The sequence below is a fragment of the Acidovorax sp. GW458-11-26-14-TSB4 genome, assembly GCF_059423865.1.
This window is the reverse complement of record NZ_JBWKYR010000003.1, coordinates 258,608-279,657: the sequence shown is the minus strand read 5'-3', so window position 1 is coordinate 279,657 and position 21,050 is coordinate 258,608. Positions and strand designations below refer to the sequence as shown.

At 69.1% G+C, this 21,050-nt stretch carries 18 protein-coding genes; 4 read left to right on the top strand and 14 right to left on the bottom strand.

Annotated elements, in window-relative coordinates; all coding sequences use genetic code 11:
* Positions 1-14 precede the first annotated feature (14 nt).
* The 14 genes from AC07X5_RS09900 to AC07X5_RS09835 form a co-directional block, all read right to left on the bottom strand.
* Positions 15-878: an isocitrate lyase/PEP mutase family protein gene (locus AC07X5_RS09900; RefSeq protein ID WP_494769978.1), complete on the bottom strand. Its 864-nt coding sequence runs from the start codon at positions 876-878 to the stop codon at positions 15-17.
* Entirely contained in the window at positions 875-2,281 is a 1,407-nt protein-coding gene (locus AC07X5_RS09895; RefSeq protein ID WP_494769977.1) for an FAD-dependent oxidoreductase, read from the bottom strand. Before AC07X5_RS09895 ends, AC07X5_RS09900 begins: the two co-directional genes overlap by 4 nt.
* Positions 2,278-2,907, bottom strand: a complete 630-nt coding sequence (locus AC07X5_RS09890; protein WP_494769976.1) for a cysteine hydrolase family protein — start codon at positions 2,905-2,907, stop codon at positions 2,278-2,280. The genes AC07X5_RS09895 and AC07X5_RS09890 overlap by 4 nt, the downstream gene beginning before the upstream one ends.
* Positions 2,904-4,946: a hydantoinase/oxoprolinase family protein gene (locus AC07X5_RS09885; RefSeq protein ID WP_494769975.1), complete on the bottom strand. Its 2,043-nt coding sequence runs from the start codon at positions 4,944-4,946 to the stop codon at positions 2,904-2,906. Before AC07X5_RS09885 ends, AC07X5_RS09890 begins: the two co-directional genes overlap by 4 nt.
* Positions 4,943-6,649, bottom strand: coding sequence for a hydantoinase B/oxoprolinase family protein (locus AC07X5_RS09880; RefSeq protein ID WP_494769974.1), 1,707 nt, complete (start codon positions 6,647-6,649; stop codon positions 4,943-4,945). The genes AC07X5_RS09885 and AC07X5_RS09880 overlap by 4 nt, the downstream gene beginning before the upstream one ends.
* Positions 6,642-7,148, bottom strand: a complete 507-nt coding sequence (locus tag AC07X5_RS09875; protein ID WP_494769973.1) for a LeuD/DmdB family oxidoreductase small subunit — start codon at positions 7,146-7,148, stop codon at positions 6,642-6,644. The genes AC07X5_RS09880 and AC07X5_RS09875 overlap by 8 nt, the downstream gene beginning before the upstream one ends.
* On the bottom strand, positions 7,145-8,422 hold the full coding sequence (locus tag AC07X5_RS09870; RefSeq protein ID WP_494769972.1) for a 3-isopropylmalate dehydratase large subunit: 1,278 nt from the start codon (positions 8,420-8,422) through the stop codon (positions 7,145-7,147). Before AC07X5_RS09870 ends, AC07X5_RS09875 begins: the two co-directional genes overlap by 4 nt.
* Positions 8,419-9,378 (bottom strand): tripartite tricarboxylate transporter substrate binding protein, encoded by a 960-nt coding sequence (locus tag AC07X5_RS09865; RefSeq protein ID WP_494769971.1) that lies wholly within the window; start codon positions 9,376-9,378, stop codon positions 8,419-8,421. Before AC07X5_RS09865 ends, AC07X5_RS09870 begins: the two co-directional genes overlap by 4 nt.
* Before the next feature lie 18 nt (positions 9,379-9,396).
* Positions 9,397-10,113, bottom strand: a complete 717-nt coding sequence (locus AC07X5_RS09860) for an ABC transporter ATP-binding protein (protein WP_494769970.1) — start codon at positions 10,111-10,113, stop codon at positions 9,397-9,399.
* On the bottom strand, positions 10,110-10,871 hold the full coding sequence (locus AC07X5_RS09855; RefSeq protein ID WP_494769969.1) for an ABC transporter ATP-binding protein: 762 nt from the start codon (positions 10,869-10,871) through the stop codon (positions 10,110-10,112). The genes AC07X5_RS09860 and AC07X5_RS09855 overlap by 4 nt, the downstream gene beginning before the upstream one ends.
* Positions 10,861-11,832 carry a branched-chain amino acid ABC transporter permease gene (locus tag AC07X5_RS09850; protein ID WP_494769968.1) on the bottom strand — a complete coding sequence of 324 codons (972 nt, stop codon included), beginning with the start codon at positions 11,830-11,832 and terminating at the stop codon, positions 10,861-10,863. The genes AC07X5_RS09855 and AC07X5_RS09850 overlap by 11 nt, the downstream gene beginning before the upstream one ends.
* Positions 11,829-12,701, bottom strand: a complete 873-nt coding sequence (locus AC07X5_RS09845; RefSeq protein WP_494769967.1) for a branched-chain amino acid ABC transporter permease — start codon at positions 12,699-12,701, stop codon at positions 11,829-11,831. Before AC07X5_RS09845 ends, AC07X5_RS09850 begins: the two co-directional genes overlap by 4 nt.
* A 96-nt stretch (positions 12,702-12,797) precedes the next feature.
* A complete protein-coding gene (locus AC07X5_RS09840; RefSeq protein ID WP_494769966.1) occupies positions 12,798-14,000 on the bottom strand; it encodes an ABC transporter substrate-binding protein in 1,203 nt (400 codons plus the stop codon).
* 44 nt (positions 14,001-14,044) lie between these two features.
* Positions 14,045-14,860, bottom strand: coding sequence for a GntR family transcriptional regulator (locus AC07X5_RS09835; RefSeq protein ID WP_494769965.1), 816 nt, complete (start codon positions 14,858-14,860; stop codon positions 14,045-14,047).
* Between the two features lie 340 nt (positions 14,861-15,200).
* Between AC07X5_RS09835 and AC07X5_RS09830 the strand changes: the two genes are divergently transcribed.
* From AC07X5_RS09830 to AC07X5_RS09815, 4 genes are read left to right on the top strand one after another with little or no spacing between them, the layout of a single operon-like run.
* Positions 15,201-15,914 (top strand): TetR/AcrR family transcriptional regulator, encoded by a 714-nt coding sequence (locus tag AC07X5_RS09830; protein ID WP_494769964.1) that lies wholly within the window; start codon positions 15,201-15,203, stop codon positions 15,912-15,914.
* A 2-nt stretch (positions 15,915-15,916) separates the two neighbouring features.
* Positions 15,917-17,098, top strand: coding sequence for an efflux RND transporter periplasmic adaptor subunit (locus tag AC07X5_RS09825; protein ID WP_494769963.1), 1,182 nt, complete (start codon positions 15,917-15,919; stop codon positions 17,096-17,098).
* A gap of 6 nt (positions 17,099-17,104) precedes the next feature.
* On the top strand, positions 17,105-20,305 hold the full coding sequence (locus AC07X5_RS09820; protein ID WP_494769962.1) for an efflux RND transporter permease subunit: 3,201 nt from the start codon (positions 17,105-17,107) through the stop codon (positions 20,303-20,305).
* Positions 20,306-20,328: 23 nt separating this feature from the next.
* Positions 20,329-21,039 carry a protein-L-isoaspartate O-methyltransferase family protein gene (locus AC07X5_RS09815; protein ID WP_409957228.1) on the top strand — a complete coding sequence of 237 codons (711 nt, stop codon included), beginning with the start codon at positions 20,329-20,331 and terminating at the stop codon, positions 21,037-21,039.
* The last annotated feature ends 11 nt before the right edge of the window (positions 21,040-21,050 follow it).

The following is a 21,050-nucleotide window of genomic DNA, read 5'->3' as shown; positions in this document are numbered from 1 at the left end:
CAGTGCGGGCGGGGCTATTCGTACTTGCGGCCCTGCTCCATCAACTCAGGCGTCCCAATCAACGCATTGAGCCCGTCGAAGTCCAGCATCCGCTCTCTGTACGGCGCCGTGGTCTGGTGCGTGTGCAGGCTGGCGTAGTAGCCCTGCAGCGTGTGGGCCACGGCCCGCGCCGTGCCGCCGGGGAAGATGGCGATGCGAAAGCCGCGCCCGCCCAGCTCCTGCGCGTTCTGCACGGGGGTTTTGCCGCCCTCGACCATGTTGGCCAGCAGGGGAATGCGGTGGGCGAAGCGCTGGCAGGCGGCGTCCATCTGCCCGGGCGTGCGCAGGGCCTCGATGAACAGTGCGTCCACCCCGCATTCGAGGTAGCGCTCGGCGCGCTCGAAGGCGGCCTCGATGCCCTCGACCGCGATCGCATCGGTGCGCGCCAGGATGAGGGTGCGGGCATCGCGCCGCGCGTCGAGTGCGGCGCGCAGCTTGCCGCACATCTCGGCAACGGGCACCACGGTCTTGCCGTCCAGGTGGCCGCAGCGCTTGGGAAAGCCCTGGTCCTCGATCTGCACCATGGCGGCGCCTGCGCGCTCGAAGCCGCGCACGGTGCGCTGCACGTTCAGGGCGTTGCCGAAGCCGGTGTCGGCATCCACGATGACATGTGTGCGCACGCGCTCGGTGATGCGCGCCAGCGTGTCCTCCACCTCGGTGTAGGTGGTCAGGCCCACGTCGGAGCGGCCCAGCCGGGTGTAGGCGATGGAAGCGCCCGAGAGATACAGCGCCTCGAAGCCCGCCTGCTCGGCCACCAGGGCGCTCAGCGCGTCGTAGATGCCAGGGGCCAGAAGGATGTTCGGCTGCTGCAGCCGTTCGTTCAAGGAGGTCGCGGTCATGGAGTGGTGCCGTTGGTGGGTAGCAGTTGGCGGGCGGCGGTGTGGGCGGCAATGAAGCCGCCGGCCACGGCGCTCAACAGGCCGTTGCCGGAGAGATAACCCCAGACGGCATCGCCCGAGACGCCGCGCGCCGCACCGCCGGCAGCCAGCAGGTTGGGAAACGGCCGGCCCATCGCGTCGAGCACCCGGCATTTCGCATCGATGTCGAGCCCGCCCTGGGTATGGAACAAGGCACCCGTGACCTTGACGGCGCAGAACGGCGCCTGCAGCGGCCGTGCCGCCGCACGCGGCTGCGGGTCCTGCCCCGCCAGCGTGGCCGCCAGCGCCGACTCGTCGCAGCCGATCACGGCGGCCAAGGCCGTCACGCTGTCGCAATGCTTGACGGCACCAGCCGCCTCGGCATCCACGAAATCCGGAAAGCCGCGCGCCAGCGCCAGGATGGGCCCATCGAACACATTCCAGGCCACGCCACCGGGCTGGGCCAGGACATGGACCGAGGCCTCGGAATAGCCCTGTGTCTCGTCATGGAAGCGCCGGCCCAGGGCATTGACCTGGATCCCGCCTTCCATCATCAGCGCCCAGGAAATCAGCGCTCCCTGGGGGATGGCCCAGGAACCATGGCCCTGGTAGCCGCCCAGGTCGGCCAGGCGGGCACCCAGCGCACGGCCCCAGGCGATCGCGCTGCCGTCGTTGCCCGTATGGCCTGCGAACAGGGCGTCGCGCATTTCGGGCAGCAGTTCGCGCACCATGGCGGCATTGCCGCCAAATCCGTTGCAGGCCAGGATGGCAGCGTCGCACGACAGATGCTCCAGCGTGCCATCGGGCCGCTCGTAGCCCACGCCGATCACCAGGCCCGTGTCATCGGCCCACAGCTCGCGCACGGTGGCGTCGGTCACCAGGGGAATGTCGGCCGCCGCCGCGGCATTGGCCAGGCGGCCCATCAGGCCTACGCCGGTCTTCTCGGGCACGGCATGCATGCGCCGCACGCTGTGGCCGGGGTACAGAAAACCATCGAGCACCTGCCATTGCAGGCCATGGCGCTGCTGCAGCGCGTCCAGCGCCGGGCCGATGGCCCGGGCATAGGCCTGCACCAGGTGCGGCGCCGCCCTGCCCTTGGCCTTGGCACCGATGTCGGCGGCAAAGCGCTCGGGACTGTCGTCAATGCCCAGCTCCCGCTGCACCTGCGTGGCCGGTGCGGGGATGAAGCCCGAGGACAGAGCCGAGGAGCCGGTGGGCGTGGCATCGCGCTCCAGCACGGCGCAGTCCACCCCCAGGTCGTGCAGCACCAGCGCGGCCGTGAGGCCGCAGGCCCCGCCGCCGATGATGGCCACGGGCACATGGTTGTCCTGCGCGGCCGCAGGCATGCGGTCGGCGCGGCGGATGGTGGGCGACAGGCCCGTCATGGTGTGCCGGCCGCCAGGGCCGCAATGAAGTCCGCGCAGCTCAGCACCTGCGCCACGTTGGCCATGTCGGCCAGCGCGGTGTCGTGCACCTCCTGGCGGAAGGCGGCGCAGCCGTCCGACAGCACCAGCGTGCGGTAGTCGCGCATGTGGGCGTCGCGCACCGTGCTGGCCACGCCACCATTGGTGACGATGCCGCACACGGCCACGGTGTCGATGCCCGCGCGGCGCAGCACCCAGTCGAGCTGGGTGTTGAAGAACGCCGAATACGCCACCTTGCAGACCGAAACGTCCACCCAGGGCGCGATCTCGGGCACATGGGCCTGGCCCGTGCCGCCGGGGGCGAAGTCGCCGCGGCGCAGAAAGGGCCGCAGTTCCTTGAGGTGGGGCGAGACCATGGGCTCGCCCTCAGCGTCCGGCCACAGCGTGAACTGGCTGCCCGCCACCAGGCCGCCGCCCGACTTGACGGCCTGGGCCACCTGGGCCACGCGCGGCGGCAGCAGCTGCGCGGCCGGGCTCACGGCGCCACCGCGCGCATAGGCGCCATCGGGCGCGAGAAAGTCGTTTTGCAGGTCGATCACTACCAGCGCCACGCGCCGGGGGTGCAGGGGAGCGGCGGCGCTGCTCATGCTGCACGCACCAGCAGGTTGCCCAGCGTGTCCACCGTGGCGTGAAAGCCCGGCTCCAGCCACACCGTGGTGTCGGGTTGCTCCAGGATGGCCGGTCCTTCGATGCGGGTGCCCACGGGCAGGTCCAGCCGCGCGTGGCGCACGGCGTCCCACCACTGGCCGGCATGGAACACGCGCTGCACGCCCAGCGGCGGGTTCAGCGTGGTCGATTGCGGGGCGAGCACCGTGAGGTCGAATTTGGGGCGCACACCCACGCGTGCGTAGCGCAGGTTCATCACCCGCACGGCGATACCGGCCAGCACGCGGCCGAAGGCGGCGCGGTAGGCGGCCTCGAACGCTGCCTGGATGCCCTCGCGGTGGAGTGCCTCTGCGGCGAGCGGCACCTGCACCGTGTGCGTCTGCCCGGCGTAGAGCATGTCCAGCGCAATGATCTCCTGCACCTGCACGAACTGCACGCCCGCCGAATCCAGGCGCTGCTGGCAGGCCTCGGACAGGGCCTGCACGCGCTGGCGCAGGTCGGCCACGTCCAGCTCGGCCAGGGGCTTGTTCAGGGTCTGCACGGCGTCGTGGCGCATGTCGGCCATCACGCAGCCCAGGGCCGAGGTGACGCCCGGGTAGCGCGGCACGATGCCCGTGCCCACGCCCACCTCGCGCATCATGGCGCACACATGCAGGGCGCCACCGCCTCCAAAAGGCATGTAGGCGAACTGGCGCGGGTCGTGCCCCCGCTCGATGGAGACCACGCGCACGGCGCCGGCCATCTTGGCATTGGCCACGGTGAGGATGGCCTCGGCAGCGGCCATCACGTCCAGGCCCAGGGGAAGTGCCACATGGGTCTCGATGGCATCGCGCGATTTGGCAGCATCCATGGCGGCCAACAGGCCGCCACCCAGCGGCCGGTCGGCCGCGATGCGGCCCAGCAGCACGTTGGCATCGGTCACCGTGGGCCGGGTGTTGCCGCGCCCGTAGCAGGCGGGGCCGGGCACGCTGCCGGCCGACTCAGGGCCCACCTGCAGCATCCCGCTGGCGTCCACCGAGGCGATGGAGCCGCCGCCCGCGCCAATGGTCTCGATCTGGATCATGGGCGAGCGCACCACCATGCCGAATTCGATGGAGGTCTGCGCCGCCAGGGCCGCCTCGCCGCCCGTCACCAGCGACACGTCGAACGAAGTGCCCCCCATGTCGCCCGTGATCGCATCGGGGAAGCCCGCCGCCCGCGCGATGGCCGCGCAGGCGATCACTCCCGCCGCCGGGCCCGACAGCGCCGTGCGCACCGGCACGTCGCAGGCCGTCTGGCGCGACATCACACCGCCGTTGCTCTGCACGATGAGCAGCTCGCCATCAAAGCCCTGGGCGCGCAGGTCACCCTCCAGCCGCTCCAGGTAGCTGCCCACCACGGGCTGCAAGGCGGCATTGAGCGTGGCGGTGGAGCAGCGCTCGAACTCGCGGATCTCGGGCAGCACCTCGCTGGCCGCGGTCACGTGGGCATTGGGCCAGAGGCTGCGCACGGCGGCCACGGCTGCCTGCTCGTTGGCCGGGTTGGCATAGGTGTTGATGAAGAACACGCAGACGGCTTCGCAACCAGCATCGAGCAATGCCTGGGCCTGGGCTTTCACCTGGTCCAGGTCGACCGGTGTGTGCACCGTGCCGTCGGCCAGCACGCGCTCGTCCACCTCCAGGCGCAGGTCGCGCGGCACGATGGGCTCGAAGCTGCCGCGCAGGCCCCAGGTCTGCGGGCGGTCGCGGCGGCGCATCTCCAGCACGTCGCGAAAGCCGCGCGTGGTGATGATGCCGGTGCGCGCCACCTTGCGCTCCAGCAGCGCATTGGTGCCCACCGTGGTGCCGTGCACGATGGTGGCGATTGCGCCCGCCGAATCTGCCACGCGCGCCACGCCGTTCATGAAGCCGCGCGCCTCTTCCCCGCGGGTGGAGGGCACCTTGACGATGCGGGCGCTGCCGTCCGCCTCGTCGAGCACGAAAAGATCGGTGAAGGTGCCACCCACGTCCACCCCCACCACAAAGGAAGCCTTGCCGCTCATGCTGCGCCTTTCACTGCTGCTGCGCTATCGCCCACCACATAACCCATCGCCGCGTCGCTCTGGCGCGCCATCGCTGCCCGCGCCGCCGGTGCACCATAGCCGCCCCCGCCCGGGGTCTCCAGGCGCACGCGCTCGCCCTGTTTCAGCTTGATGCCGATCATCTTGGAGCGCATGGGCGGGGTCTTCCACTCGCCCGCGTTCTCGTAGCTGAAGACGTTCAGGGCACCCTCCCCGCCCCCGGCAATGCCCTGGGGCGCGGCTTTGCCGCGCTCGCCGAAGATGAAGACCTCGGCATCCTGCTCCAGCAGCTCGATCTCGTAGATGGCCCCCAGGCCGCCCCGGTGCTGGCCGTCGCCGCCCGAGCCCGGGCGCAGCGCCCACTGGGTGAAGCGCACCGGGTAGGCCGCCTCCAAAATCTCCAGCGGCGGAATCGTCGCGGTAGAGATGGGCGCATTGCCGTGGCTCATGCCGTCGCCATCCGAATGGCCGCCGTGGCCGCCGCCGAAGAAGCTGAACATCACCCAGCGCTGGCCCTTGCGCGCTGGGTCTGTTCGGTGCCCGGCGATGGACAGGGCGTTGATGGTGCCGTAGGCCTGGGCCATGGCGCGCTCGGGCGCGGCCAGGGCCGTGGCGCTGAAGATCACGTCGATCATGCGCAAGATGGTCTCGGTGTAGCCACCCACCGGGCGCGGGCGCGCGGCGCTGATCAACAGGCCGTCGGGCAGCACGAAGTCCACCGCGTCGAGCACGCCGGCATTGGCCGGCACATCGGGAAACAGGTGCTTGAGCGCCACGTAGCAGGCCGCGATGGCCGTGGCGCGCGAGATATTGACCGGCCCGGCGCACTGGGGCGATGTGCGCGAGAAGTCGAGCGTGAGCCGGTCGCCGTGCACCGTCATGTCCAGGGCGATGGTCAGCGCCTCGTCCTTCACGCCGTCGTTGTCCAGCATGTCGCTGAAGCTGTAACGCCCGTCGGGCAGCGCCGCGATGTGCGAGCGCATGAGCCTGACGGCGCGCGTGCGCAGCTCGCCCATGGCCTGCAGCACCACGCCGTCGCCGTACTGGTCGAGCAAGTCATGCAGGCGCCGCTCGCCCAGGTCCAGGGCCGAGAGCTGGCCGTTGAGGTCGCCCCACAGGCTGTCGGGCAGCCGGGTGTTGGCCTTGAGGATGGCCAGCACGTCCTCGTCGAGCGCGCCGCCGCGCACGATGCGCACGGGCGGTATCTGCACCGCCTCCTGCCAGCACTCCGTGGCGGCGGGGTTGTAGTTGCCGGGCACGTTGCCGCCCACGTCGTGCCAGTGCGCGGCCGAGGCGAGAAAGCAGTACAGCCTGCCGCCACGGAAGAACGGCCGCACCAGCTTGAAGTCGTTGGCGTGCGTGCCGCCCTCGTAGGGGTCGTTGAACAGCCAGGTATCGCCCTCCACCATGCCACCCCGCCCGCTGGCGGCCTGCATGGCCGCACGCACGGCAAAGGCCATGGCCCCCACGAAGACCGGCAGGCCCGACTTGCCCTGCACCAGGGTGTCGCCGCTGGTGGCGTCGTACAGGCCGTGGCAGGCGTCGTGCGCCTCGGCGATGATGGGGTTGAACGCGCTGCGGTAGAGCGTGGCGTCCATTTCGTCGGCGATCTGTTCGAGCCGCCCGCGCAGCACCGCGAGGGTGACGGGGTCCATGCTGCTGGTAGTGGTTGTGTGTTCAGCCATTCACGGCCTCCTTGCCAAATCGGGCGCGCAGCTGGTTCATCAGCCCGCCAGCGCGCACCATGTCCATGAGAAACGGGGGAATCGGGTCGCACGCCAGACGCGTGCCGTCTGCGGTGAGCGCCGCCGGGGCCTGCCAGTCCAGTGCGATCCGCTCGCCCTCGGCCACGCGGCCCGCCTCGGGGCAGGTCAGCAGCAGCAGGCCCAGGTTGAAGGCGTTGCGAAAGTACAGGCCGCTGAACGAGGGCGCGACGACCGCCACGATGCCCAGGCGCACCAGCACGGCGGCGGCCTGCTCGCGCGAGGAGCCGATGCCGAAATTGGGTCCGGCCACGATCACGTCGCCCTGGCGCACGCCGCCCACGAAGTCCGGGCGCACCGACTCCAGGCAATGGCGCGCCAGCACCTCGATGCCATGCTTCATCGCGTGGCCCGGGGCCAGCACGTCGGTGTCGATGTCGGCACCGAGCTTCCAGACCCTGTGCAACGGTGCGCCGCTCATGCCAGCACCTCGCGCGGGTCGGCAATCCGGCCCCTGAGGGCCGATGCGGCCACCGTGTAGGGCGAGGCCAGGTACACCTGGGCCGTGGCCGAGCCCATGCGCCCCTTGAAGTTGCGCGCCGTGCTGGAGATCACGGTGGTGCCGTCGCCCACCGTGTCGCCATAGCCGGCGCAGGCGCCGCAGGTGGTCGGGAACAGCTCGGCCCCGGCGTCCTGCAGCACCTGCAGCACACCCTCATCGCGGGCCGCAGCCTGGTCCTGCTGGCTGGCGGGCGCCACCATCAGCCGCACACCGCTGGCCACGCGCTGGCCGCGCAGCACACTGGCTGCGGCGCGCAGGTCGTCGAGCTTGGCGCCCGTGCAGGCGCCGATGTAGGCCACGTCGATGTGCGTGCCCGCATGCTGGCCCACCGCAGCGGTATTGGCGGGACTGTGGGGCGCCGCCACCTGGGGTGCCAGGGTATCGGCGTCGAAATCGTGGCGGGTGAGCGGCGCGCCGGGGTCGGTCCTCCAGGCGTCCAGGCCTTGTAGGTCCGACGGGGGCACGCCATGGGCCGCCAGCCAGTCGCGCGTGGTCGCGTCGGGGGCGATCAGGCCAGCCTGCGCGCCCAGCTCGGCGCTCATGTTGGAGAGCGTCATGCGCTCCTGCATCGACAAGGCCTGCACGGCCGGGCCGGCAAACTCCACCGCCTGGTACTGGCCGCCGTTCATGCCGAAGCGGCCGATCATGTGCAGCATCATGTCCTTGGCGGTCACGCCGGGGGCCAGGTGCCCGCCCCAGTGCATCTGCAGGGTGTGCGGCACGCGCAGCCAGATCTCGCCGGTGACCACCACGCCCAGCATCTCGGTGCTGCCGATGCCGAACATGTAGGCGCCAAAGGCCCCGCCCGTGGGCGAATGCGAATCCCCGCCCACGCAGAACATGCCGGGGCGAATGTGGCCGTGCTGCGGCACCACCACGTGGCAGATGCCCTGGCCGTCGTAGACGTGGGGCAAGGCCTGCTCCTGTGCCCAGTCGCGTGCGATGCGCACGATGCGGCGCGACTCCTCGTCGCGCTCGGGCAGGTAGTGGTCCATGACCAGCACCACGCGCGACTTGTCCCAGATACGGGCCCCGAGCTCGTCGAGCATGGGCTTGAGCCGGCGCGGGCCGGACGAATCGTGGAACATGGCCAGGTCCACGCTGCAGTTCACGATCTCACCCGGCGTGACGCCAGTGCGCCCGCTCGCGCGGGCCACCAGCTTCTGTGCCAGGGTGCTGGGCGGGGAGCTCATTCGGGCTTGGCTCCGGCAAAGCGCACGACCTTGGCCCAGCGCGGAATCTCGGCCTGCACGAAGCGCGCGAATTCCTCGGGGCTGTTGCCCACGGGCACGGCCCCCTCAGTCTCCAGGCGCTTCTTCACCTCGGGCGTGGCGATGGCCTGGCGGGCCGCGTCGCTCAGGCGCTTGGCCAACTCGGGGGCCATGTTCCCCGGCCCGAACAGGCCGAACCAGGCGCTCGACTCGTATCCCGGCAGCACCTCGGAAATCGCGGGCACGTCCGGGAAGGCCGGCAGGCGCCTGGCGCTGGTGACGCCGAGCGCCCGGAGCTTGCCCGCCCGCACCTGGGCCTGGGCATTGCCCACCGCGGCGAACATCAGCTCCACCTGCCCTGCCAGCACATCTTGCAGCGCCGGGGCCGTGCCGCGGTAGGGAATGTTGACGATGTAGGCGCCCGACTGCATCTTGAAGGCATCGCCCGCCAGGTGCAGAGAGGAGCCCACGGCGCCGATCGCGAAGTTGAGCTTGCCCGGCCGCGCCTTGGCCAACGCGATCAGCTCGCGCACGTCCCTGGCCGGCACCGAGGGGTTGGCCACCAGGATCGAGGGCGAGGTGGCCACACAGGTGAGTGGCGTGAAGTCCTTGATCGGATCGAAGGGCAGCGAGGGGTACAGGCTGGCGTTGATGGCATGGCTCGTGAAGCTCATCAGCAGCGTGTTGCCGTCGGGCGCGGCCTTGGCCACGGCCTCGGCGGCGATGTTGCCGCCCGCGCCGGGGCGGTTCTCCACCACCACGGTGCGGCCGAGCTGGCGGCCCATCTCATTGGCCAGGTTGCGCGCCAGGGTGTCGGTGGAGCCGCCGGCGGGCGCGCCCACCAGGATGCGGATGGGCGCGTTGCTCTGGGCCAGGGCGTGGCTGAAGGGGAGCACTGCGGGCAAGGCCAGCAGCAGGTTGCGGCGTGGAATGGTCATGTGGTTGTCTCCTTTTTGTCAGAGGCCCAGGTAGGCCCGGCGCAGTTCGTCGCTGCGCAGCAGTTCGTCAGGGGCGCCGGCAAAGCGGATGCTCCCGTTTTCCATCACATAGGCGCGGTCGGCGATCTCCAGCGACTGGCCGACGTTCTGCTCGACCAGCAGCACGGCCAGGCCGGTTGCGCGCAGCTGGCGTATCAGGCCGAACATCTCTTCGACCAGCAGGGGCGACAGGCCCAGCGAGGGCTCGTCCAGGATCAAGAGGCGCGGCTCGGCCATGAGGCCGCGGCCGATGGCCAGCATCTGCTGCTCGCCGCCGCTCATGGTGCCGGCCAACTGGCCGGTGCGCTCCTTCAGGCGCGGGAAGGTCGCGAACACCTTGTCGATGTTCTCGGCCCGGCGTTCGCGGGCGCGGGTGAAGCTGCCCAGCGAGAGGTTCTCCAGCACGCTGAGATTGGGGAAGATCTTGCGCCCCTCGGGCACCTGGATCAGCCCGGCCTTGACGACCTCGGTGTAGTGCGCGCCGCTCAGGTCCGTGCCGCCGAAGGCGACCGTGCCGGCCCAGGCCTTGTAGATGCCGCAGACCACGTTGTTGAGGGTGGACTTGCCGGCGCCATTGCTGCCCAGCAGGGCCACGGTTTCGCCAGGGTTGACCGTGAGGTCGACACCGCGCAGCACCTCGACGCGGCCATAGCCGCCGCGCAGGCCGGTGATGCCGAGCAAGGGAGCCGTGTTCATGCGGCCTCCTTCGCGGCGGCGGCGCGCAGGCGCGCGGCCGTGCCATGGCCCAGGTAGGCCTCGATCACGCGTTCGTCGGAGGTCACGGCCGCGGGGCTGCCCTCTGCGATCAACTGGCCCTGGGCCAGCACCCACACGTGCTCGGCCAGGTTCATCACGGCCTGCATGACGTGCTCGATCATCAGCACCGTCACGCCGCCCTCTGCAATGCCGCGCACCACGGGAATCATCTCGGCAATCTCCTGCGGGTTGAGTCCGGCCAGCACCTCGTCGAGCAGCAAGAGGCGCGGCCGGGTGGCCAGGGCTCGCGCCAGCTCCAGCCGCTTGCGCCCGGCCACGGTGAGGTCCGAGGCGGGCTTGTCCAGTTGCGCGGCCAGGCCCACACGTGCGGCCACGTCGGTGGCCAGTGCCAGGGCGGCGGCGCGGCGCGGCTCGTGCAGGTGGGCGCCCACGGCGATGTTCTCGCGCACGGTCTGGGCAGCGAAGGGCTGCACGATCTGGAAGGTGCGCGCCATGCCCAGCCGGGCATTCAGGTACGGGGCCTGGCCGGTGATGCCCTGCCCGGCCAGGCGCACGCTGCCCGTGTCGGGCCGCACGAAGCCGCTCATCAGCGCGAACAAGGTGGTCTTGCCGGCGCCGTTGGGGCCGATCAGCGCCGTCAGCGTGCCTTCGGGCACGGCGAGGCTCACGTTCTGCACGGCCTTGAGGCCGCCGAAGGACTTGCCCACGCCGCTAAGGGTCAACAGTTCATTGGCCATGGCGGCCTCCCGATCGTTTCCACAGGTCCACCACCGACTGGCCCAGCCCCGCGATGCCGCGCGGCAGGAACATGACGATGAGCACCAGCACCGTGCCGTAGATCACCATGTTGATCCCGGGCAGTTGGCCGAACAGGTTGCGCGTGAGGTCCGCCAGCACGTGCAATACCAGGGCGCCGAGAACCGGACCCCAGACGGTACCGATGCCGCCCACGATGGCCGCCACCAAGGCCTCCACCGACGTGGCCGAGCCGTAGGCGATGCCCGGGTCGATGTACTGGAACACCTGCACATAGAACGCCCCGGCCGCGCCCATGAAGCCGCCCGACAGCGCGATGGCACCCAGTTTGACGCGGAAGGGGTTGACGCCCACGGCGCGGGCCGCATCCTCGTTGTCGCGCACGGCCTGCAGCCAGGCGCCGAAGCGCGAGTTGCGCAGCCACCAGCTGGCCAACAGCGCCAGGGTGACCAGCGCCAGGATCAGGAAGACATAGCCCTTGCGCGAGCCGAACTGCATGTTGGAGAGCGATTCCTTGAGCGGCAGCATCAGCCCCACGCCCGCGCCGGTGAACGGCACCGACAGCGCCAGGATGCGGAACACCTCGGCGAACGCCAGCGTGACCAGCGCGAAGTACGAGCCCTTGAGCCCATAGCGGAACGACAGCCCGCCCACGAACAGCCCCACCAGCGCGCTGCCACCCACCGCCATGGGCAGGGCCAGCCAGGGGTTGATGCCGCCCTGCATCTGCGCGATGGCCTGGATGTAGGCCCCCGTGCCGAAGAACAGCGCGTGGCCGAACGAGAACTGCCCGCCGAAGCCGCCCAGGATGTTCCAGGCCTGTGCCAGCAGCGCCGCGTACAGGGACATCATGACGAAGTTGAGCAGCACGCCCGAATCGGACGCCAGGGTGATGGCCGAGACGGCCAGCACGAAGACTGCGATGGATGCGAGCTGTTTCATTGCCGGGCTCCGAACAGGCCCTGCGGGCGGAACAGCAACACGGCAATGAAGATGGCGAAGATGCCGATCTGTCCCAGCGACTCGCCCAGGTACAGGCCACCGAGCGACTCCACCACCCCGATCAACAGCCCACCCACCAGCGCACCGGCAAAGCTGCCCATGCCGCCGAGCACGACGATGGTGAAGGCCACCAGCACGAAGCCGCTGCCCACCTGCGGGTTGACGTAGTAGGCCGGCAGCAGAAAGCATGCGGCCGCGCCCAGGCAGGCCAGGCCGATGCCGAAGCTCATGGCGTAGACATGGTCCACATGGATGCCCATGAGCTTGGCGCCGTGCTTCTCGCGCGCCACGGCGCGGATGGCGCGGCCCAGGTCGGTGCGCCCCACGATCCACAGCAGCAGGCCCGAGACCACCAGCGCCCCGGCGAAGGACACCAGCTTGGGCAGCGCGATCATGGCCGGGCCGATGGCCACGGTGGTCAGGGTGTAGGCCGTCTCGATGGTGCGCGTGTCGGACTTGAAGAACAGCAGGGCCAGGTTCTCCATCACGATGGAGATGCCCAGCGTGACCAGCAGGATGTTCTCGTCCTTGCCGTGGCTGGCGCGGTTGATGACCACGCGCTGCAGCCCATAGCCCAGCACGAACATGCCGGGCACGAGGATGGGCAGCGCCAAGTAGGGGTCGATCCCCCAGTGCTGCTTGAGCAGGTAGACGGCGTACAGCGCCAGCATCAGCGACGCGCCGTGCGCGAAGTTGATGATGTGCAGCACGCCGTAGATCAAGGTGAGGCCCAGTGCGATCAGCGCGTAGACCGCGCCGGTCGTCAGCCCATTGAGGACCGAGGGGAAGAGAATGCTGAGATCGAACATGGAGGTGGTGTGCGCGGCATTCAGGCGAAGGCGCGGCCGGGCACCAGCGATTTCTGGTGCCTCGCGAGCCTGTGCATGGCCGAAAAGTGGGAGTTCTCAGGCTTTCAGCGGGAAGAGCGGGTCCGCTTCGCGGTAGTCGCGCGGGATGATGACCTTGATGTCCTTGTTCAGCACCTGGGTCATCAGCGGCTGGGCGCCCTGGTTCTGCCCGGCCACGAACTTCGTGGGGCCGTAGGGCATGATGTGCTCGGCAAACGTGCTCTTTTCCAGCGCGTCGATGATGGCGGCGCGGTCCGCGGACTTGGCGCGCTCCAGCGCATCGGCCAGCAGCCACATGCTGGTGTAGGTCATGAACAGCTCGTAGCTGAAGAACAGGCCCTTGGCCTCCACGCGCTTCTTGAGGTCCTGGGCGCGCTTGTCCTTGGGGTTGAACCAGTGGTTGCAGTCGATGATGCCGTTGGCTGCCTCCGGGAACTCCTTGACGAACTTGTAACTCGACGCGGCACCACCCAGCACCGAGTAGATGGCCTTGGGCGTGACCTTCTGCTGCTGCATGGTGCGCACCAGCAGCGCGTACTCGTTGTAGTAGTTGGCGGGGATCACGATGTCGGGGTTCACCGCCTTCATGCGCAGCACGATGTTGTTGAAGTCGCGCGTGGGGTTGGCGTGCTTGACCACCTCCTTGACCTCGTAGCCATAGCCCGGCAGCTCGCGCGACAGCAGCTGCGCCGTGCCCGAGCCGAACAGCGACTCCTCGTGGATCACCATCACCGTCTTGGCGGGCTTGCCGGCCGCGGTGTTGAGCACGTGCAGGTTGGCCATGGCGGTCTCGGTGCACTTCTTGTAGCCGGGGCCGAAGCGGAAGGTGTTCTTCAGGCCGCGCTCCACGATCTGGTCGGCCACGCCCACGTCCACGATGTGCGGCAGGTTGTACTTGGCGGCGGCCTGCGTGGTCGCCAGGCAGATGGCGGAGGCAAAGGCGCCCACCACGGCGGACACGCCGGCCTCGTTCATCTTCTCGACCTCGGCCGCACCGGCCTGGGGCTGCGACTGCGCGTCGCCCAGCAGGGCCTCGAGCTTGGCACCGCCCAGGGACTTGATGCCGCCGGCCTTGTTGATGTCCTCGATGGCCATCACCGCGCCCTCTCGGCACTGCTGGCCCGAATAGGCCAGCGCGCCCGTCACCGGGTGCAGTACGCCCACCTTGACGGCCTTGGCCTGCGCGCCGCCCACCAGGGGGAAGGCCAGGGCCGATGCGGCGGCGGCCGACTGGGACAGGAAATGGCGGCGATTGCTCATGGGCGTACTCCTTGGATGGTGGGTCGGGGTGGTTGTTGTGTTCTTCAGTGGAACTGGGCCGACAGCTCTTTGCTGACCCAGACCTTGGCATCGATGCTGCCCACGCGGGACAGCTGCATTTCGTATTCGTAGCGGTCCGGCCGGTACAGGCCGTGCAGCCATTGCACGGGGCGCTCCTGGTCGTCGTAGATCAGGCGGCGCACGGCCAGCAGGGCCGAGCCCACCGCCACGTCGAGGTGGCGCGCCACCACGGCGTCGGCCAGCTTGGCGGAAATGGTCTGGTGGGCACGCCCCACCCTGACGCCCGATTCCTCCAGCAGCACCAGGATGGGCTTGCGCGCCAGCTCGCGCCGGCCGAACTGGCGGGCGATGTCGGCCGGCACATAGGTGGTGATGTGCGAGAGCGGGCCTTCGCGCGTGCTGCGCACCCGCACCGCCTTCTGCACGGCATCGCCCACGGCGATCTGCAGGGCACCGGCCACGGCGCGCGAGGCGGTCACGGTCTCCACGTCGAGCACCTTGACCGAGGTGCGCAGGCCCATGCTGACCAGGTTTTCCAGCAGGCCGGTGAGCTGGGCGCGGTTGCTGTGCAGGCTGCCCTGGGGCAGGCCCTGCTCTGCAGCGGACGCGACCACGGGGCGGGTGCCCCGGCCGGGTTCGCGCGAGATCAGGCCCTCGCCCTGCAGCAGTTCCAAAGCGCGGCGCACTGTGACACGGGCCACCGAGAACTGCTGCATCAGCGCCAGTTCGCCCGGCAGGCCGGCGGCGAAGTGGCCCTCCTGCAGCTGCTCGCGCAGCACCAGGTAGATCTGGTGGTACTTGGGCAGCGGCAGCTTGGACGACGAGGACATGGCCCGCATGGTGGTACATGCCTAATGTCCTGTCAATAAGACATTTAAGCCTGATTGGTCCTGTTTTAAGGACATTTGCGCAAGAGAGTGGCAAGGCCCAAGGCGCTCCCTTTTTTGGAGCATGATTGCGCACACGGATAGGGCTTTTCGAGACCTGCTGCACTGTCTTGGGGCGGGCTGCTGCCGGGCCCACAAGCGGCCTTGCGGGCAGCTTGGGTGGATGGCCCGGGGTTTACCCGAACCCGTGCGCCCTCAATGCTTTCTGCATGGGCGATGGCATCGCTCAATTGACGCGCCCGGCGGTGCTTGCTATATTACTAACCAGTCAGTCATTAATTTAGAAGGCCCTTTGAGCACCGCCCCCACCACCCCTTCTGCCGGCACCAAACGCGAGCGCCGCAAGGAAGCCCGCCCCGGCGAACTGCTGGAAGCGGCGCTCGACCTGTTCGTCGAGAAAGGCTTTGCCGCGACCCGGGTGGACGACGTGGCTGCGCGCGCCGGGGTGTCCAAGGGCACCCTGTTCCTCTACTTTCCGAGCAAGGAAGAGCTGTTCAAGGCCGTGGTGCGCCAGAACATCGCCGGCCGTTTCGAGGAATGGAGCCACGAACTCGAAACCTTCGAGGGCACGACCGGCGAGCTGCTGCGCTACTGCTACCAGGTCTGGTGGGAGCGCATCGGCGCCACCAAGGCGTCGGGCATCACCAAGCTGATGTTCAGCGAATCGCAGAATTTTCCCGAGATCACGCTCTTCTACCAGCAGGAGGTGATACGGCCGGGCCAGGACCTGGTGCGACGCATCCTGCGCCGTGGCGTGGAACGGGGAGAGTTCCGCCCGGTGGACCTCGACCACGCCGTGCACGTGGTGCTGGCGCCCATGATCTTTCTCATGCTCTGGAAGCACACCATGGCGGCCTGCATGCCCGATGCCCTGGATCTCGCGCCCGAGAAGTTCATCGATGCGCAGGTCGACAACGTGCTCTACGGCCTGTGCGCCCGACCGGAAACAGGGCCTTTCGCGCCCGCGTACTCCTCCCCTCCCCCCTCCTCTTCCTCTGCGGCCTGACCATGAAACGCTGGATTCCCTGGCTGGCTGCGGCCGCCGTTGTCGTGCTGGTGGGCGGTGGCGCATGGCGCGCCATGGCCGCACGCCAGGCCCAGCAAAAGGCCCTGGCGCAGGCCGCCAGCCAGCGCGCCGAGGCGCCCATGCAGCTGGCCGCCAGCGAACTGGTGGGCGTGGTGCGCAGGAACCTGGTGCTGGGCATCCCGGTGTCCGGCTCGCTGCGCGCCACCGAATCGGCCATGGTCAAGGCGCGCGTGGCCGGTGAATTGCAGGGCCTCACGGTGCGCGAAGGCGACAGCGTGCGCGCCGGCCAGGTGCTGGCCCGCATCGAGGCCACCGAATCCCAGGCCCGCCTGCGCCAGGCGCAGCAGCAGGCCGATGCGGCCCGGGCGCAGGTGGACATCAACCAGCGCACGGTCACCAACAACCAGGCGCTGGTGAACCAGGGCTTCATCTCGGCCACGGCGCTGGTCACCTCGCAGGCCAGCCTGGAGTCGGCCCAATCGACCTACCGCGCCGCGCTGGCCGCCGCCGACGTGGCCAAGAAGTCGCTGGACGACACCGTGCTGCGCAGCCCCATCACGGGACAGGTGTCGCAGCGCCTGGCCCAGCCCGGCGAGCGCATGCCCATCGATGGCCGCGTGCTGGAGGTGGTCGACCTGTCACGCCTGGAACTCGAAGCCCTGCTGAGCCCGGCCGACTCGCTGGCCGTGCGCGTGGGCCAGAAGGCGCAGTTGCAGATCGAAGGCAGCACCGAGCCCGTGGTGGCCACGGTGGCCCGCATCAACCCCAGCGCCCAGGCCGGCAGCCGCACGGTGCCGGTGTACCTGGCCATCGCGCAGAACCGCGGCGCACCCGTGCTGCGCCAGGGCCTGTTCGTGCAGGGCCTGCTGGACACCGGCCGCGCCGAGGTGCTGACCGTGCCGCTGGACGCAGTGCGCACCGACAAGCCCGCGCCCTACATCCAGGCCGTGCGGGACGGCAAGGTGTCCTACCTGCCGGTCAAGGCCGGCGCTCGCGCCGTGGTCGATGGCCAGACCGTGGTGGCCATCGAAGGCGCGCCCGAAGGCACGGTGGTGGTCTCGGGCCGCATGGGCCAGTTGCGCGAAGGCACGGCCGTCACCACGGCGGCGGCCCCCGCTGCAGCGGCCTCCGCCGCGACCGCCGCATCGCGCCCCGCGCCCTGATCCGCCATGTGGTTCACCAAGGTCAGTCTCAAGAACCCGGTGTTCGCCACCATGGTGATGCTCGCCATCGTCGTGCTGGGCCTCTTTTCGTACCAGCGCCTGAAGGTGGATCAGTTCCCCAACATCGACTTCCCGGTGGTGGTGGTCACGGTGGACTACCCGGGCGCCTCGCCCGAGATCGTCGAGAGCGAGGTCACCAAGAAGATCGAGGAAGGCGTCAACTCGATCGCCGGCATCAACGCCCTGACCTCGCGCAGCTACGAGGGCACGGCCGTCGTCATCATCGAGTTCCAGTTGCACATCGATGGCCGCAAGGCCGCCGAGGACGTGCGCGAGAAGGTGGCCACGGTGCGCCCCCTGCTGCGCACCGAGGTCAAGGAGCCACGCGTGCTGCGCTTCGACCCCGCCAGCCGTGCCGTGTGGTCGCTGGCCGTGCTGCCGGACGAGAAGGCAGGCACCACGCGCAGCGCGGTGGAACTGACCACCTGGGCCGAGCAGATCCTCAAGAAGCGCCTGGAGAACGTGCGCGGCGTGGGCGCCGTGAACCTGGTGGGCGCCACCAAGCGCGAGATCAACATCTACCTGAACCCGCAGGCGCTCGAAGCCTTCGGCGTGACGCCGGACCAGGTGGCCAGTGCCGTGCGCAACGAGAACCAGGACCTGCCCGTGGGCGCCATCCGCTCGCTGGCGCAGGAGCGTGTGGTGCAGATCGACGCGCGCATGCAGCGGCCCGAGGATTTCGGCCGCATCATCGTGGCGCGTAAGAACGGCGCGCCCGTGCGCCTGGACCAGGTGGCGCGCGTCAACGATGGCGCGCAGGAGGTGGAGAGCCTGGCCCTGTACAACGGCCAGCGCACGCTGCTGCTGTCGGTGCAGAAGTCGCAGGGCGAGAACACCATCGAGGTGGTGGACGGCCTGAACGCCGCGGTGGTGGAGCTGCGCAACCAGTTGCCACCCGGCGTGCGGCTGGAGACCATCGGCGACAGCGCCCGTCCGATCCGCGTGGCGGTGAACAACGTGCGCCAGACGCTGATCGAGGGCGCCATCCTCACGGTGCTGATCGTCTTCCTGTTCCTGAACTCCTGGCGCTCCACCGTCATCACCGGGCTGACGCTGCCGATCGCGCTGATCGGCACCTTCCTGTTCATGAACATGTTCGGCTTCACCATCAACATGATCACGCTGATGGCGCTGAGCCTGTGCGTGGGCCTCTTGATCGACGATGCCATCGTGGTGCGCGAGAACATCGTGCGCCACGTGCAGATGGGCAAAGGCGCCTACGACGCGGCCATGGACGGCACGCAGGAGATTGGCCTGGCGGTGCTGGCCACCACCCTGTCCATCGTGGCGGTGTTCATGCCCATCGGTTTCATGGGCGGCATCATCGGCAAGTTTTTCCACGAGTTCGGCATCACCATCGTCGCGGCGGTGATGATCTCGATGTTCGTGAGCTTCACGCTCGATCCGATGCTGTCGAGCATCTGGCACGACCCGAGCATCCACAGCCATGGCCAGAAGACCGAGCCCGTCACCTTCTACGACAAGTCCATCGGCCGGGTCACGGGCTGGTTCGACCGCGCCACCGATGCGCTGGCCGAGGGCTACCAGCACATTTTGCGCTGGTCGCTGGTGCACAAGCTGACCACCATGGCGATCGCCGTGGGCATCTTCGTGCTGAGCATCTTCATGGTGCCGCTCTTGGGCACCGAGTTCGTGCCCAAGGCGGATTTCTCCGAGACCTCGATCAACTTCTACACGCCCGTGGGCTCGTCGCTGGAGGCCACCGAGGCCAAGGCGGCCCAGGTGGAGGCCATACTGCACGAGATGCCCGAGGTGCGCTACACGCTGTCCACCATCAACACCGGCAATGCCCAGGGCAAGATCTACGCCAGCATCTACGTGCGCCTGGTGGACCGCAAGGACCGCGAGCGCAGCGTGGACGCCATGTCCGACGTGCTGCGCGAGCGCCTGAAGACCGTGCCGGGCATCACCGTCACGCACGTGGGCCTGCTCGACGCCGTGGGCGGGCAAAAGCAGGTGGAGTTCTCGCTGCAGGGCCCCGACCTGCAGGAGCTGGAGCGCCTGACGCGCGCCGTGACCGAGAAGATCCGCACCATCCCCGGCCTGGTGGACCTCGATACCAGCGCCAAGCCCAACAAGCCGGTGATCGCCCTGGACATCAAGCGCGACGCGGCCTCGGACCTGGGCCTGTCGGTGGCGCAGATGGCGGCATCGCTGCGCACCCTGGTTGCCGGCACCACGGTGGGCAACTGGCGCGCGCCCGATGACCAGACCTACGACGTGAACGTGCGCCTGGCACCCGAGGCCCGCACCGCCCCGCAGGACCTGGAGCGCCTGCCCTTTGCCATGGCCTCGGCCGCCGATGGCAGCTCGCGCGTCGTGCGCCTGAACCAGGTGGCCGCGGTGAGGGAGTCCACCGGAGCCAACCAGATCAACCGCCGCGACCTGACGCGCGAGGTCGCCATCAACGCCAACGTGTCGCAGCGCTCGGCCGGCGAGGTGTCGGCCGACATCAAGAAGGCGCTGGACGAGGTGCACTTCCCGCCCGGCTACCGCTACCAGTTCGGCGGCTCCACCAAGAACATGGCCGAATCCTTCGGCTACGCCATCTCGGCCCTGGTGCTGGCCATCGTCTTCATCTACATGATCCTGGCCAGCCAGTTCAGGAGCTTTCTGCAGCCGCTGGCGCTCATGACCTCGCTGCCGCTCACGCTGATCGGCGTGGTGCTGGCGCTCATGATGTTCCGCTCCACCCTGTCGATGTTCTCCATCATCGGCGTGGTGATGCTCATGGGCCTGGTGACCAAGAACGCCATCCTGCTGGTGGACTTCGCCATCCGCGCCCGCGAGGAGCATGTGGACGACAGCGGCGCCACCGTGCCCGGCCTGCCCCGGGCCGAGGCCCTGCTGCTTGCCGCCCGCGTGCGCCTGCGCCCCATCCTCATGACCACGCTGGCCATGATCTTCGGCATGGTGCCGCTGGCCTTCGCTTTGTCGGAGGGTTCCGAGCAGCGCGCGCCCATGGGCCAGGCCGTGATCGGGGGGGTCATCACCTCCTCGCTGCTCACTTTGGTGGTCGTGCCGGTGGTGTATTGCTACATGGACGATCTGGCGCGCTGGGCCCTGGCGCGCATGGGTCGCGGCCAACCGACCCCGGAGGCCCGTAAAATCGAGGGTTTGTCCTGACACCCGCCCCACGGAGAACTTCCATGACCTTGCCCCTGAACACCTCGGCCAACCCCAACGATCCCATCGTCCAGGCCCGCTACAACATGATCGAGCAGCAGATCCGCCCCTGGAACGTGCTCGATGCCGACGTGCTCGACCTGCTGGCCGTGGTGCGCCGCGAAGACTTCGTGCCGCCGGCTTACCGCAGCATGGCCTTCATGGACATCGAGGTGCCTCTGCAGGGCAGCGATGCCGAGGACGCCGTGCGCGCCGGCCACAGCATGCTGCAGCCGCGCGTGGAAGCCCGCATGCTGCAGGACCTGGCCATCAAGCCGACCGACCGCGTGCTGGAGATCGGCGCCGGCTCCGGCTACATGGCCGCCCTGCTGGCCGCCCGCGCCCAGAGCGTGGTGTCGCTGGAAATCGTGCCCGAACTGGCCGAGATGGCCCGTGAGAACCTGCTTGGCGCTGAAGTGCGCAATGTCGAAGTGCGCCTGGCCGACGGCTCGCAAGGCGCCACCGATGGCCCCTTCGACGTGATCGTGCTCAGCGGCTCCGTGGCCGAAGTGCCCCAAGCCCTGCTCTCGCAACTGCGCGATGGCGGCCGCCTGGGCGCCATCGTGGGCAGCGATCCCGTGATGCGCTTCACCCTGACCCGCCGCAGCGGCGACCGCTTCGAGACCACGTCGCCCTGGGACACCATCGCGCCGCGCCTGGTGAACTTCCCCGAACCCTCCGGCTTCACTTTCTGACCTGCCTTTTC